Here is a 14,363-nt window from a genome sequence, read left to right as displayed (position 1 = left end):
TTATTGATTAAATATAGAGCACTGCATCGCATGCATTATAGGGTTCAAAACTAAAGTTGATTTGATGGGTTAAGTGATGGACAAAGCTTTCACGCACATGCGTATTGTGTATAAGCACACTACCACCACATGAACACTTCACCTGGTCATCTTCTTCAGTAACTAAGGCATTAGCACAACATGCTAAGTGATAGCCTGCTTCTTTAAAGATATCAAGGACAACGGGTTCAGTCGATGTTTTAAACAAACCACTGACCGATGCGATTGTCTGACGGGTGTTTTGTGCATTTGATATGGATTGAATTATGTCATACCCAGACTTCAAATCAAATGCTTCCATGATGGTAGCATAAACCGACGTCCGTTTTTCTCTGCCATCCACTTCGTGCGTAAACCGTCTTAACAGTGCTTGACCAATCCAAAAGCCACTTCCACTATCATCCAGCAAATAACCAAAACCACCAGTACGGGTTGTTTGGTTGAGATGTTTGCGCAGTGCAATTGATCCAGTTCCGGAAATCACAAAGATGCCATCGTGATTTTTTAGTGCAGCAATGTGAGCGAGTTGAGCATCATTGATACAGATTGCGTCACAAAACACAGAATGAACCTGCGTACTTATTTTATTCCGTAATGTCTGATCTTCACCATAGCCTGCTAATCCAAATAATACTTTCTCAAAAGGATACGCTTGGGATAATTGACTCAATCCGCTTTTAATGGCTTCACCAATGCCTTTAAATCCAACGCTCATAAAATGAATGGAAGGTCCTGTGACTGCTTCAACTAAATCACCATCGAGATATACAGCATAGCGGGTATAGGTCCCCCCTGCATCTACACCCAATCGATAGTGTTTCATCGTGTGAACTCAAACTTTTGCCATGGTTTAATATAATCTAAAAGGAACACCTCATCCTCATTTATACGTCCCACAACATTACTTTTCCCAGAGTTTTTCATGTCTGTCTTCGCGATCATCAATTCACCTGCATAATGACCATAGTCTTTACTTTCAATAATAATATCACCACGACGAATGATATCTGGAACATTCACTAATTCAAAAGCATGCCCTTTGTATTTCACACGGCTTTGTGTTGAACGAATCAAGTTCTCATTTACATCACCACGGTTAAAATGCGGCTCTTCCAATACGATTTTTGTTTCAATTTCTGGTAAGTTATCAATGAGTGTGCAACTAAAATTAACCTTTGTGAGGTTTATTTTTGAGACTGCTTTTAGCTCCTGTGGTGATGGATAACAGTTTGATATCAAGATATCATCGACACTGTCCATTGCGATAAAATGTTTGATTTGAACATCTAGAGGCAAGTTACGGTGCAGTTCTAGGGTGCATAAGCCATCGGATACTGGCCATGGACCAAATGAAGCAGGTGCTTGTGAAGTCACAAATGCCGCAGTTCTTAAACCATAACGAGTAAAATGAGCATTGGCTTTGTTGAAGAAATCTAAGGATAATCCAGTATATGGATGTGGATAAAAGTTATGACATGAAATTAAGTTAAAACGATTGGGTTGATAATCCATAATCGTATCAATTGTATGGGTATCCATACTTGCGTTAATTTCAATGAGTAAATCATATGGATTATACGTCATCATTGCTTCTTCTAATCCTGTAAATCCTTGATCAAGACGCAACCCGTCTGCACCAATTTCTTTAAAAAACGATAAATCATTGTATGAAATTCCCAGCTCATTAAAGACACGAGGACTGACATCCACGATGACCTCAAACCCGAGTTCATGGGCAAAGTCGTTAATATCCTTGAACTCTTCAACAATCACTGCTTTTGACTTATCAACAGACAGTAGGCACGAAAAGATGCGTGAAAACCCTGCATGTGCAGCATTTTCAATATATGTCTTCATGTCACTTACTGAGGATTTGTCTGGATAGATTGATATTCCTAATTTTCTCATGTGTTTCTCCTGTGTGGTGGGGTAATCATCCCACATATTACCTGTTCTTTAGCACCTGTAGCACTTGGACAGTTATTGACGTTTCCAAGCAGTGTATTATAGCCCAACAATGCAAAAGCAAGTGCTTCTTTTGCATCACTAGAATACCCTAAATCTTCCATTGTCACAACGCTAAGTGCATTGTTTTTAAAATACGCTTGAATCATTGAGACAAGAGTCTTGTTATAGGCACCGCCCCCACATAAAACAATACGATCAATGGTTTCGTGTGGCAAGATGTAATCTTGATACGAGCGATAAATTGAATAGGCGGTGAATTTAGTAAGCGTATGGATTAGGTCTTCTTGGCGATCACAATACCTTTTACAAAAGGCATGAACCTTCGCTTCGCTAAAATATTCGCGACCGGTGCTTTTTGGTGGCGTGATGTTAAAATAGGGATCACAGATTAAGTCCTGCATGAGTTCGGGTATTTCACTCCCCATCTGAGCAATTGCACCATCCTTATCATAAGGTTTTTTGTAAAAGGCTTGCATGGCAGCATTCATCCACATATTCCCAGGACCTGTATCAAAGGCAATCACTTCTTTTTGCTTATCTTTTGAGATGACCGACACATTCCCAATCCCACCAATATTTTGAATACAGGTTGTAACCTGTTCATCATAAAATAGAATCTTTTCGGTAAATGGTACAAGAGGCGCTCCCTCACCACCAGCAACCATATCCATCACTCTGAAGTTTGATACGACTGGCACACCAAATTGATACGCCAGATAGGAAGGTTCACCAATTTGTAGGGTTGAACGTACGAGATGGTCTGTACTTGAAGGAATATGATACAACGTCTGACCATGGGTTGCGATAAAATCAAGGGGTTCATGGTAAGTATGTTGAAATGTTTCCACACACTGCGCGATGGTCTTTCCCAGTTCAAAGTTTAAAGAACAGATTGTATCGACACCCGAGGTTTCAGGGTTACATGCATCCAGTATTTTTTGCTTCAGGTCATCATCGATTGGATAGCTTTCAAAATGTCGTAATGTACACCTTCCTTTATCAAAAAGAACCGATGCAACATCAATGCCATCTAAAGAAGTCCCAGACATGATGCCAAGACCAATAACTGTGTCCTTATCGTGAAACAACATGTGTAATCCGTCCCTCATTGTCCGATAACATTTGACACGCATGCTCATAATCGGCATTCATTAGTTCCATAACAATCGCAACTTTCACATTGTCATGACTTTGTGTCAGTAAATCGGATGCACGCTTTTGTGTACAGCCCGTTGCTTCTTGGATAATATTCTTAGCTCTTTGAATCAGTTTCACATTCGTAGGTTTTACATCTACCATGAGGTTTCCATAAACCTTCCCATACTTAATCATACAGGATGTTGAAATGATGTTTAGGATCATTTTTTGTGCCGATCCCGCTTTCATACGGGTTGATCCAGTCACAACCTCAGGTCCTGTGATGGCTTCGATGGCGATATCTGCAATCTGACCAATTTCACTTTTTGAAACACACGCCAATGAAACAGTTTTTGCACCCAATGATTTAGCATATTCTAACGCACCAATGCAATAGGGTGTACGACCTGATGAAGCAATTGCAAGCAAGACATCGTTTTGATTAAAGTGAATTGATTGCATGTCTTTAACAGCCTGGTCACGATCATCTTCAGCACCTTCGATTGGAACTCTTAATGCTACATCGCCTCCTGCAATCATACCGATAACAGATTCTTCACCTACACCATAGGTTGGAAACCATTCTGAAGCATCCAATACACCCAATCTTCCGGAAGTTCCAGCACCCATATACACAAGTCTCCCTTTGTTTTCAATGCACGGATAAATGGCATCAATCGCCGTTGCGATACTGGGTGCACATTCACTGATTGCATTGAGAACCTGTGTATCTTCTTGATTGATAAGGTGTACCATTTCAAGTGTTGATAATGTGTCAATGCTCAATGTATTCTGATTTCTTTGTTCTGTTTGTAACGTTGATAGGTTTAACATAATATTTCTCCCTTATTTCATAGATATTATATGGTAAACGAAATAATATTTCAATCAAGAATTAAAAAAAGACCGTAAATACGGCCTTTTAATTTTTATGAAGCCCTTTTGTGAGCTCTCTTGTCTTAACAATTGTTTCAATTCGTCGGTCTAAGGATTCTTGAACAACGCCATAATATAATAAATCCGTTACCGCTAAAAATGAAAACCGAGATAGAATTGATCCCAGACGGTATTCTTTTTCTGTATGCGGTATTTGTAATGCAATATTCAAGTATTTTTGAATGGGTGTTTTCCCAAATCGTGTAATCCCAATGGTCTTTGCCCCTTGCTCTTTCGCATATTTCAAAGCATAGACGATTTCTTCAGTATCCCCACTGTATGATATCGCAATACAGACGTCGTCTTTTGTTATGTGATTAAGTGCAGCGAGTTGCACATGATAATCCATTTCAAAACGAGAATCAACATTTACACGCAAGAGTTTTTGATGTAAATCATAGCATACAATTGCGGAGCCACCAATTCCCAATAAGAAAATACGTTTTGCATGACGCATCGTTAAAATGGCGTGTAAGAGCAGATCTTCATCCAACAACTGATAGGTTTTATCCAACGTGTCCAACGAAGAATTCTTCGCCTTTTGAATTAATACTGAGATTTCATCATCCTCACGTACAATATTATCTGTTTTCACACGATCGTTTTTGATATCTTGTGCTAAATCAACCTTAAGGTTCATATATCCTTTATAACCAATCTTCTTTGAAAACCGAACAACTGCCGCTGGAGAAGTATTTGTCTTTTTCGCAAGTTCTTGCACCGAATAATTGATCACATGTGATTTTTCTACAACAATGTAATCCGCAATCTTTTTTTCTGTATCTGTAAAATCATGACTTGATTCTTGTATTCGTAATAAACAACTCATAAATCCCCCTATAGTTCGCCTTTATCTTTTTTCATAACCGCGACCACTGCCTTTTCAATCGTTTCATCAAATCCATACTTATCCAACATTTTTAACCCTTCAACCGTCGTGCCATTGGGTGAGCTTACATTTTTGATCAGTTGTGTTGCGCTCTCTTCACTCACATCAAGATAATGTGCACTGCCACTGACTGCCACAGATGCAATATGCAAGGCGTGCTTTGGATCCATTCCATCTGCAATTGCGGGTTTAATCAGTTCATCGATAAAGCGAAATACAAAAGCTGGAGAACTTCCTGCAATACCAATAAATGCACTCATCAATGATTCTTCGATCTCCACGACCTCACCTAAGGTTTGAAGGATTGTTTGAATTGCCTCATAATGTTCATCACTCACATACTGATTGCGACAAATAGCAGTAATTCCTTCTTGGATTGTGACATTCAAATTCGGCATAATTCTAACAATAGCCACTCGACCATAAATCCGTTCTAACTCTTGAAGCGATACCTTGGCAGCCATTGATACTAAAACACTGGATTTCACTTCGTCTTTAAATTCATGCGCGATTACGGCATGAATATCGGGTTTAACCCCTAAAAATACAATATCACTTGATGTAACACACTCAAGATTGGATGTTGAAACCACGACATCATACTTCAGTTTTAGTTCTTTTAATCGATTAGGGTTTGACCCACTAATGGATACTTCTTTTGGTTGATAAGCCCCTGAACTCATCAGCCCATCGAGTATTGCACCACCCATATTACCAACGCCAACAAATCCTATACGCATTATATATCACGCTCCTTGTGGGTATTATACCATAGAAGAAATAATATTTTACATCCAACCGTGTATCCATTGAAATAAAAAACTACCCAAGGGTAGCTGTTGTAGTTTTGCATTGATAACCGTTTGATTCTAGGTTATCGATATATTGTTCAACGATAATGCGATTTTGAGTATTTTCAATGGGTAACCCCAGCCAAACAAGCGTACTATCTGAAATTTGAACCATATCAAAGGTCATGATTACTTCAATAATATTCTCAATGATTTGGCTTGAATAATTGATTCCATCATCTTGAGATACAAGGCTTTCATAGAGTTGGGCCAAGAACATCTGATAATCCTCGATTGTAACATCTGCAGATTGGCTGGCATCAAATTCAATGCGTGATGTAGAAATCAGTTTCTTTATTGTTCCATCACTATCCAGGATTAACTCACGGACTTCAACCAAACCATAATCCTGTTTTTCACATAAAAAGCCAGTAGCATCAGTCGAAGGATTCGATTGTGCACACCCAGTTATAATCAGTAATAAGAGTAACATTGATATACTTTGTCTCAAAACCATCACCTTCACAATTATAGCAAGTTATAAACTAAAATTATAGGGAAATCCGGTTTTATCACAAAGCTTTCACATGGTACCAGAAATATGATCTAAATCTACTTTAGAATCAACAATCGATAGGGTCGATTTACGATGTGAACTTATCACAATTGCTTTTTCGTCTTTGAGTGTTTCGATGGTTTGCATGATTTCTGCTTCATTCAAGCTGTCCAAATTACTGGTAGGTTCATCAAGAAGCCACAGTGATGCATCGTGTAAGAACAGGCGTGCTAATCCAATACGCTGTTTTTCACCCGATGAGACTGAATTATTAATGAGTGTATCATATCCCTGGGGTAAGGTCATGATAAAATCATGGATGTTTGCCTTCTTCGCTGCTTCACTGATTTCATCATGGGTTGCGTCCCATTTCCCAATTCGGATATTATTAGCGATTGTATCTTTGAAAAGAGTCGTCTCTTGTTCCATATACCCAATCTCTTTTCGAAGCGTTTTAGTATTGATACGACGGATGTCATGGGATGACCATAATATATTCCCTTTTAGAGGTGGGATCAATTGCATCATCGTTTTAAATAACGTCGTTTTCCCTTTGCCACTTGCACCCTTAATACCAACAATCCCCCTTTGATCCAAGTGAAGGCTAAATGCTTCAAGCACGGGGGTTTCATGATATCCAAGATCACACGCTATCATGTCAAATGAAAGATAGTCACAGGCATCACCTTGTGTGACTGGCACCATTGATGGCGGTGTATCTAAAAGTTTCAAGACACGCGTTGCGCTGGCAAACGTATGCTGTAAATTAGACGAGAGATTTGAGAGTGCGATGACTGGCCCAAATGAGCTGACTACAATCGTAGCGCCAAGAAGGGTTGATGTCATATCAAGATGTAGAATACTTCCAATCATCAAGATACACACAAAGGATAAGAGAACTGTTGAATCAGTGATGAATCGATTCTTTTCGTTAATGCGATTGAGTGAGTCGTTGAGTGAGTTAAGGGTGTGTTGTTGTTTTTTGAGCCCATCCATCTTCACATTCCACATTTTGTATTGTGTAATATCTGTAAATCCAAAGACACTCTCTAAGGTGAGCGTGTTAATTAGTGAGGATTTATTGCGACTTTTTACACCATTTGAATACCCTTTATTCGAAAAATAGAGCGGAAAGATTATACCAATCAAAACATAGGCACACAGTGCAACAAGCGCAAACAAAATGTGCAGGGATTGTAAATAGATGATAAGGGCTCCATTAAAGATAAGTGCAATGAGAATCGGAGATATTGTATGTGCAAAGAAAACTTCCAACAGTTCAATGTCGCTGGTAATGAGTGTCATTAAATTCCCATAGCCATAGCGTTCAAAATGTCCAGGAACCAGTTTGCGCAATGCAACAAAGACAGTGTGGCGAATTTCCGCAAGGACTCTAAAGGCGACTTCATGATTAAGTGCTTGTTCAATATATCGAAACAAGCCTCTTAAAATCGCACAGGCGATCATTGATTTAAGATAAACGTTTTGAGTGAGTGCAGAATACACACCCAAAACAGGAATCAAGAATGCCGCAACATGCCCTAAGATTCCAAAAAAAGCGGCGAGAAATAGTTTAAATCGTGACGCACCAAGAAAACCAAAAAGACGCGTCATATTGATGATATTCTTTTTCATGCGTCATTTCCTTTCTCAAAGAACAACTCTTGTTTTCTTTGTGTTGATACAAGATTCTTATAGGTTGGACACGATTTCATAAGGTACTCATGAATTCCATATCCAACACACTGTCCTTGATCCATGACCACAATCCCATCGCACGCTTCAATGCTTTTGAGTCGATGCGACACAATGATAATCAGGGTGTTGGGTGCTTTTAAGGTATGAATTGCATCTAAAATAATCATTTCAGATTCTAAATCAACACCCGATGCGACTTCATCAAAAATATAAACTGCTTTTTTACGAAGTAAACACCGTGCGAGACACAACCGTTGCTTTTGGCCAACAGATAATTCGTCCCCGCCTGTTTCAAGAACAAAATCCAGACCGCCTTTGCTTAATACAAAATGATCCAGTCCAACCTCTTGTAAACTTTTCATCATCAGTTCATCCGAAAAGGAATCATTCATCTGTAGATTTGATCGAAATGACCCTTGAAATACAGTGCTATCTGAACCAACATAGCCCACATGATTGTATAAATCCGTAAGATTAATTGAGCGAATGTCCATATCATCAATAAGGATTGTTCCGTCATAGTCTGACTTAAATCCTGACAATAAGGAAACTAGGGTACTTTTTCCACTCCCACTTTCACCTACAAGTCCGATGGTTTGATTTAGTGTGAAATCCAGTGAAACATGATTCAATGCGTTCTTTGAACCATAGTGTACAGTGACATCATCAAGATGATACCCTTTTGATAGTTGTGTTAGGGCGACATCGCGTTTCATGTCTTCAAGATCAAGAATTGAGAAGATGCGCCGTGCTGCTTGAGCTCCGTTCATCGCAACATGGAAAAATGATCCTAATTGTCGCATTGGGATAAAAAACTCCGCTGACACTAAAGCAATGAAAATGAGTGCAGAAAGCGTTAAATCCCCACGGTTATATTGAGTGAGCGCGATGATTATCGCACCACATGCACCACCATACGCAACCCAGTCCATAATACTGATTGAATTTAACTGCATGATAAGTACACGCATGGTTGCTTTTCTAAAGTGCTCTGCATCAGCATCGATTTGATCTTGCATCCGATCATCAACATCAAATATTTTCAGCGTCTTTAATCCTTTTAAGCGATCCAAAAAGTTATCACTCATCGTGGTATATGAACCCCAGTATTTCTCTAGAAGACGTTTCGCAATCTTTTGAACAGCCATGATTGCAATGGGAATCAAAGGAACACAAACACACAACCAGATTGCGACGTTTACACTAAAAAAACTCACCATTATGCTGAGTAAAACGGGGGCAATAAATGCATAGAAAAATTGTGGCACATAGGACCCAAAGTACAATTCACAATGATCAATTCCCTCACTCATCAGTTGACCCAATTCAGCATGATTCATTGTTTTCATCTGACTGGGTTCAATGCGTGATATCTTTTCAAACAAAAGCCCTCTTAGGGTTGATTTTGCTTCACTACTTAAAGCAGTAGATTGTCTAAAACGAAATAGGTTAAAGCCATTTTTTAGGATTATTAAGAGTAATGCACCTGCGCATAAAAACATAAAGTCTTGATTGATGGCCAAGCCTTGGTCAATCCAGGTTTTAATTATAAGTAGAAAAAGACCTTGCATCAGTAAAGCCCCACTGCTTAATAACACAATCCGTTTGATTCTACGTTTGGATGTGTTTACTAAACCGACAAGTTTCCAGTTAATCATTCAAGTTTTCCCTCTTTTTGAACTGTAGGTTCAATCGTTTCAATATACTTCAAGAAATAGACATATTTTAATACAACAAGGATCATCAACATCACTTTAATCTGCCAATATCCTACAAAAATCATAGCAACACCAATCATTGTGGATGCTGTTGCGAGGATAATTGCTTTTGATTTGCGCGTCATTGCACGGGATTCAACATAGGATTCTACATGATTTTTGTACCATGTTTGGCGAATCATCCATTGATGAAAGCGAGTCGAACCATGCGCAGCACAAAATACAGAGACGAGCAATAAAGGGGTGGTTGGTAGGCCTGGTACGACAATACCAATTAATCCAAAAACCAAAAAAAGTGCAGACACAACAACATAAAATATTTTCTTTAATTTCATAGGGTCTCCTAGGGTGTTTTCTTTACAAACCGATAGTTCACGAGTTCAATATTATGTTCCACAAGAAAATCTTTAAGCGCCTGAGATGTTAGTACCTTGTACTCTTCATAGCGCGTTGAAGTGTATGCAGAGATTTCATCTAAGAAAGGATCATCTTCATAACCCGGGTGGACCATCACATCAACAAGACCGTGGTGCTTGCGTAGGATTTCTTGAAGTCCTTGAAGGGTCGCAGTTTCGTCATAGAAGCCATGCGAACAATAGACATATTGGAATTTTTTTGCTTTATTCCAACGCATCGGTATTTTGAATTCTTTGCACAAACGTTTTGAAACTGATTGAAATAATGGATCCAGATGAACATGATGGTGCGAATCAAAATGAGTAATCTCAATCACTTGCGCAATTCGTTCAATCTGCGCTTTGAATTCTTCATATACTTCGTTAACATCCACAGACTCATCAAACTGGTCTGCTTTATATTTAAACTTTCCAAGTCCATCTACAATCGTCTTATGTGTTTTTAAAATAGGTTGTCCTTTAGTTAAAACTAGGTGAACACCAATCCCTAAATCGGGATATTTGCGCGAAGCCTCTTGCGCATCGACTAATACATTTTTTTCACAATTTCCCATTAATGTTGTTGATGTAACCACGCCATTCACGTGTGCATCAATGATTGCATGGGAAACCTCTCGCGTAAGTCCAAAATCATCCGCATTTATAATTAATTTAGAAATCAACACAATCACCTCGTCATTCACTAAACTATTATACTTCAAACACAGCCTAATTTCATATTTTTTTGGGTAAGTGGTCCAAAGAATTTAATATTTTTGAATAAACACATTGTAAATTAATCATGATAAATGGTGACTTTCTTTCATTGTATCGTATTTTATCACTTTAAAATCAGCTTTCTTTCGCAACCACCACCAAGAAAAAAAGATGATTTACATTTGGCGTAAATCATCTTAATACCTAACTTACATCACACTTAATTAATCACACATAACTATCGTCTTCCCCCAGGTCTACCACCTTGGTTCCCATTACCTGAGGAAGTAATAAGAGTGGTGAGTGTAATTGTTGTTTCATTGGAACCCAAGCTTAATGTTAAGGTATCGTTTTGTGCAAAATCAGGTGATGATATTAAGATTGAATTAAAGTCACCTGCTGCGACCGTGTCAATCAATCCATTGCCTTCTTGGTCACTGACCTTTATCTGAGATCCTTGTGCGATGGTACTAGAAGCGCCATATAAAATGCTTCCTTGTGTTGCGGTTGTGAAGTTTTGAGCCATACCTTGTGAGCCAGTGGAAACAATGATACCACCTGTGATTGAAGCCGTTCCATCATAGTCAACGCCCACATCGCCACCACTTCCATCGGTACTGATATACACTTCACCACCTGTGACTTCGATATTGCCATTGGAGTCAATGCCATCACCCCCTGCATTAACAGATACAAGTCCGCCATTGATTTGAATCAATAGGTCAGAATTCGCGTTTCCCATTTGACCCGGTGCGCCAGAAGTTGTAGTGCCATCGGATGCATTGATGCCATCATCGGATGCACTGATTGATATCGTACCTCCATCAATTTCAACAACTTTTGCTTCAAGTCCTTCATAACTTTCTAAAATGGTGATAACGGGACGATTTAACTGGATTGTTTCATCCGCATGGATGCCGTCATCCAAGGTTTTAATTGAATAAGTTCCTGCATCAATGATGACATCCATACCTGAGTGGATTGCATCATCTGCTGTATTAATGTCATACGTTCCGTTTCCTAAAAATACAATGCCATCAGCTTTCAGCCCCTTATAACTTTCATCCAATGACTCATCCACTGACGAATCAACACCATTAAAGGTTACAATTTTGAAATCTCCAGATTGAATCTGTAGGACTGAACTGGCTTGAATGCCATCATTTCCTGCGTTTAGGCTTAGATTTGATGTTTCAACATAAACATATCCTTTCGTCACATCTTCAGTGTTATCCGCTTGGATTGCATCACGCCCTGCATTTACAACAACAGTGCTTGAACCAATGCGAACACTGTCATTTGCTTCGATTCCATGATTTGTTGCGGTAACATTCACTAACGTGCCATACAGTTTCAAATCATCTTTACCCGTAATTCCATTTCCATCGGTTGCGTTAACACTCAATGATCCATCACCATTAAGGATTAGATCTTGACGTGAGAAGATGACTGCATCCACGTTAACATCACCATCTTCGCTAAACCCACCCGTGTTTGTAAGTGTGTTGACACTGTTTGAGGCGATGGTCAATTTCACTTCATCGGCTTCGTAGATATAGAGTGCCGCAAAGTTATTTGCATTAATTGTGACGCCATTGAACACAAGATGGACTTTCTCGCTCTCACTGACATCCACTTTAACACTTCGTGTTGTTGTTCCTGATAAAACATAAGTTCCTGCTTGTTGAATGGTAATAAAATCGTCACTGATTGTAACACCGTTTACTGAAGAAGCATTCGTTAATGACCCTACATCAAGGGACAAAGCGGTTGTTGCATCAAATGATGTATCCTTATCATCATCACTGAACATTGTTGATGCATCCAAGATATTTAGATTCGATGTATCCAATGCATCACTGTCTACTGTCTCAGTCTCTTGATTTGGTGTTTCTTGCGCTTGAGGTTCACTCACTTGTGAACACCCCACAAACAACAATAACATGCCTAATATGAGTCCAATTTTTCGCATAAGTTGTTTCCTTCTTTCAAAGTTCATGCGCTACAAATTCGCGCTGTGAACTGCTTATTTCTAAATTTCCATTTCTGACACGCAGTGCATCCACAAGATTCTTTTCATCTTGACTCTGTTTTAAAAGCACTGAATAGGTCAAACGGTACATACTCCCCATATTACTTGTTTTGACTGCCAATAATTGATGTGAAGTGGTAAATTCATCGAATGCTTCATCAAATGCATCGGTATAATTTAAACTTTCGGGTACGGTGATTCGTACAGTACGTTGTAATGAATCCATGTCTTTTTCACCAAATGTTGATTTAGAATAGATAATTTGTACCGGTGCAATCACAATCACAAATAGCACGGCATATCCAATATACCCCATCCCAGTCGCAAGTCCGATGGCCATCGTTAAGAAGATGGAACTAATTTCACGTGCAGTACCTGGTAGTGATCGAAAGCGGACCAGACTAAAGGCCCCTGCTACCGCAACCCCTGTTCCTACATTTCCATTGACCATCATAATCACAACACATACCGCTGCTGGTAGCAATGCGAGGGATACCACAAATCCTTTAGAATACGTATTTCCAACCGTATGGATTGATGCAGAAATATAACCCAATAACAAGGCAGCACCGATACAGATTAAAAAGGATACAAGATTAATCGATCCTGTGATTTCAAAGATGCTTGTAAATAGTTGATTAACCATAGATAATTTCTCCTTGGGCAACTTTTTGCTTGAATGCATTGCCATATTTTGAGAAAGACTGTTTAATAACACCATTCTCATTTAAAAAATCTAAAAACCATCGCGGATACCCCAGCCGCGTTTTTACTTCCATCAGTGACATACCTTCTTCAAGAAGATGATCACCGTCCGTATCCTCTAAATCCATGACATCAATAAATCGTGCTTTAATGGCTGTATCAATTGTGAGTCGAAATGTATCATCATCACAGGCTTTATATGCATCGCGATCATATCCAATCAAAATGCTGGGTTTTAGATCTGGATTTCTTTGAAATACATACTGTATTTCGTGTTCAATTTGATCAAGTTCTTTCGGGTTTGAATCATGAATGCGATGAATCTCTTGAAGACTCGTAATTCCTTTTCTTCGTTTGTAAACAATCCCATCTACTTTACGCTTGATTTCAAAAAACAAGGTGCCACTTTGATTGTCAGAAACATATTTACGCAACCTTAATTTCTCTTTATAATCTTTGGCTTCAATTGATTCACGAATGACGCGATAATCACAGGTATCAAAATATACTGAGACAATATGCGTGTGCGGAAATGCATCCTCAACAAGATGGTCGTTGTATAACGCCATCAGCGCATCTTTTTGATTGCTTGTTAAGAGATACTTCGATTCAAATCGTTCAAATGTATGTGTCTTTTTCATAAGTTGCCTCCACGTATAGGTTTACTATACCTGCCTAACCTAAAATAGACCTTAAAATCACGGCTTGATTCAAAAAATAAAAAAAGATTACAGTAAATTGATCTGTAATCTAGGATTCATGTATACGCATAAACATGATTA

The 14,363-nt window shown here is 38.8% G+C and carries 14 protein-coding genes; all 14 read right to left on the bottom strand.

Going from position 1 to position 14,363, the window contains the following annotated elements; translation table 11 throughout:
- Positions 1-7: 7 nt before the first annotated feature.
- On the bottom strand, positions 8-862 hold the full coding sequence (locus AOC36_RS03300; RefSeq protein WP_067631447.1) for an N-acetylglucosamine kinase: 855 nt from the start codon (positions 860-862) through the stop codon (positions 8-10).
- The gene (locus AOC36_RS03295) at positions 859-1,947 is read right to left on the bottom strand and encodes a DUF871 domain-containing protein (RefSeq protein ID WP_067631446.1); all 1,089 of its coding nucleotides are present in this window, start codon (positions 1,945-1,947) and stop codon (positions 859-861) included. The genes AOC36_RS03300 and AOC36_RS03295 overlap by 4 nt, the downstream gene beginning before the upstream one ends.
- Positions 1,944-3,098, bottom strand: a complete 1,155-nt coding sequence (gene anmK / locus AOC36_RS03290; RefSeq protein WP_067631444.1) for an anhydro-N-acetylmuramic acid kinase AnmK — start codon at positions 3,096-3,098, stop codon at positions 1,944-1,946. The genes AOC36_RS03295 and anmK overlap by 4 nt, the downstream gene beginning before the upstream one ends.
- Positions 3,082-3,978, bottom strand: a complete 897-nt coding sequence (gene murQ / locus AOC36_RS03285; protein ID WP_198401200.1) for an N-acetylmuramic acid 6-phosphate etherase — start codon at positions 3,976-3,978, stop codon at positions 3,082-3,084. Before murQ ends, anmK begins: the two co-directional genes overlap by 17 nt.
- Positions 3,979-4,066: 88 nt before the next feature.
- Positions 4,067-4,909, bottom strand: coding sequence for a MurR/RpiR family transcriptional regulator (locus tag AOC36_RS03280; RefSeq protein WP_067631440.1), 843 nt, complete (start codon positions 4,907-4,909; stop codon positions 4,067-4,069).
- 8 nt (positions 4,910-4,917) lie between these two features.
- Positions 4,918-5,709, bottom strand: a complete 792-nt coding sequence (gene proC, locus AOC36_RS03275; protein ID WP_067631438.1) for a pyrroline-5-carboxylate reductase — start codon at positions 5,707-5,709, stop codon at positions 4,918-4,920.
- An 82-nt stretch (positions 5,710-5,791) separates the two neighbouring features.
- Positions 5,792-6,271 (bottom strand): hypothetical protein, encoded by a 480-nt coding sequence (locus tag AOC36_RS03270; protein WP_157777137.1) that lies wholly within the window; start codon positions 6,269-6,271, stop codon positions 5,792-5,794.
- Positions 6,272-6,343: 72 nt separating this feature from the next.
- Complete coding sequence (locus tag AOC36_RS03265) at positions 6,344-7,951, bottom strand: amino acid ABC transporter ATP-binding/permease protein (protein WP_067631434.1); 1,608 nt, start codon at positions 7,949-7,951, stop codon at positions 6,344-6,346.
- Positions 7,948-9,672, bottom strand: a complete 1,725-nt coding sequence (locus AOC36_RS03260) for an ABC transporter ATP-binding protein/permease (RefSeq protein ID WP_067631432.1) — start codon at positions 9,670-9,672, stop codon at positions 7,948-7,950. Before AOC36_RS03260 ends, AOC36_RS03265 begins: the two co-directional genes overlap by 4 nt.
- Positions 9,669-10,067 (bottom strand): YbaN family protein, encoded by a 399-nt coding sequence (locus AOC36_RS03255; RefSeq protein WP_067631429.1) that lies wholly within the window; start codon positions 10,065-10,067, stop codon positions 9,669-9,671. Before AOC36_RS03255 ends, AOC36_RS03260 begins: the two co-directional genes overlap by 4 nt.
- An 8-nt stretch (positions 10,068-10,075) precedes the next feature.
- Positions 10,076-10,810, bottom strand: a complete 735-nt coding sequence (locus AOC36_RS03250) for a ChbG/HpnK family deacetylase (protein WP_198401199.1) — start codon at positions 10,808-10,810, stop codon at positions 10,076-10,078.
- A 272-nt stretch (positions 10,811-11,082) separates the two neighbouring features.
- Positions 11,083-12,816 (bottom strand): carbohydrate-binding domain-containing protein, encoded by a 1,734-nt coding sequence (locus AOC36_RS03245; protein ID WP_067631425.1) that lies wholly within the window; start codon positions 12,814-12,816, stop codon positions 11,083-11,085.
- 16 nt (positions 12,817-12,832) lie between these two features.
- Positions 12,833-13,522: a DUF4956 domain-containing protein gene (locus tag AOC36_RS03240; protein WP_067631424.1), complete on the bottom strand. Its 690-nt coding sequence runs from the start codon at positions 13,520-13,522 to the stop codon at positions 12,833-12,835.
- Positions 13,515-14,222 carry a polyphosphate polymerase domain-containing protein gene (locus AOC36_RS03235; protein WP_067631422.1) on the bottom strand — a complete coding sequence of 236 codons (708 nt, stop codon included), beginning with the start codon at positions 14,220-14,222 and terminating at the stop codon, positions 13,515-13,517. Before AOC36_RS03235 ends, AOC36_RS03240 begins: the two co-directional genes overlap by 8 nt.
- Between the last annotated feature and the right edge of the window lie 141 nt (positions 14,223-14,363).

The organism is Erysipelothrix larvae (assembly GCF_001545095.1).
GTDB lineage: Bacteria > Bacillota_I > Bacilli_A > Erysipelotrichales > Erysipelotrichaceae > Erysipelothrix > Erysipelothrix larvae.
Note: the sequence above shows the minus strand (reverse complement) of the source record. Positions and strands in the feature narration are given on the sequence as shown.

Bases quoted from the DNA above. Each gene is read 5' to 3' on its own strand.
- murQ (WP_198401200.1), bottom strand. From the start codon at position 3,978: ATGTTAAACCTATCAACGTTACAAACAGAACAAAGAAATCAGAATACA.
- AOC36_RS03280 (WP_067631440.1), bottom strand. From the start codon at position 4,909: ATGAGTTGTTTATTACGAATACAAGAATCAAGTCATGATTTTACAGAT.
- anmK (WP_067631444.1), bottom strand. From the start codon at position 3,098: ATGTTGTTTCACGATAAGGACACAGTTATTGGTCTTGGCATCATGTCT.
- AOC36_RS03265 (WP_067631434.1), bottom strand. From the start codon at position 7,951: ATGAAAAAGAATATCATCAATATGACGCGTCTTTTTGGTTTTCTTGGT.
- AOC36_RS03245 (WP_067631425.1), bottom strand. From the start codon at position 12,816: ATGCGAAAAATTGGACTCATATTAGGCATGTTATTGTTGTTTGTGGGG.
- AOC36_RS03295 (WP_067631446.1), bottom strand. From the start codon at position 1,947: ATGAGAAAATTAGGAATATCAATCTATCCAGACAAATCCTCAGTAAGT.
- AOC36_RS03300 (WP_067631447.1), bottom strand. From the start codon at position 862: ATGAAACACTATCGATTGGGTGTAGATGCAGGGGGGACCTATACCCGC.
- AOC36_RS03260 (WP_067631432.1), bottom strand. From the start codon at position 9,672: ATGATTAACTGGAAACTTGTCGGTTTAGTAAACACATCCAAACGTAGA.
- AOC36_RS03240 (WP_067631424.1), bottom strand. From the start codon at position 13,522: ATGGTTAATCAACTATTTACAAGCATCTTTGAAATCACAGGATCGATT.
- AOC36_RS03235 (WP_067631422.1), bottom strand. From the start codon at position 14,222: ATGAAAAAGACACATACATTTGAACGATTTGAATCGAAGTATCTCTTA.
- AOC36_RS03255 (WP_067631429.1), bottom strand. From the start codon at position 10,067: ATGAAATTAAAGAAAATATTTTATGTTGTTGTGTCTGCACTTTTTTTG.
- proC (WP_067631438.1), bottom strand. From the start codon at position 5,709: ATGCGTATAGGATTTGTTGGCGTTGGTAATATGGGTGGTGCAATACTC.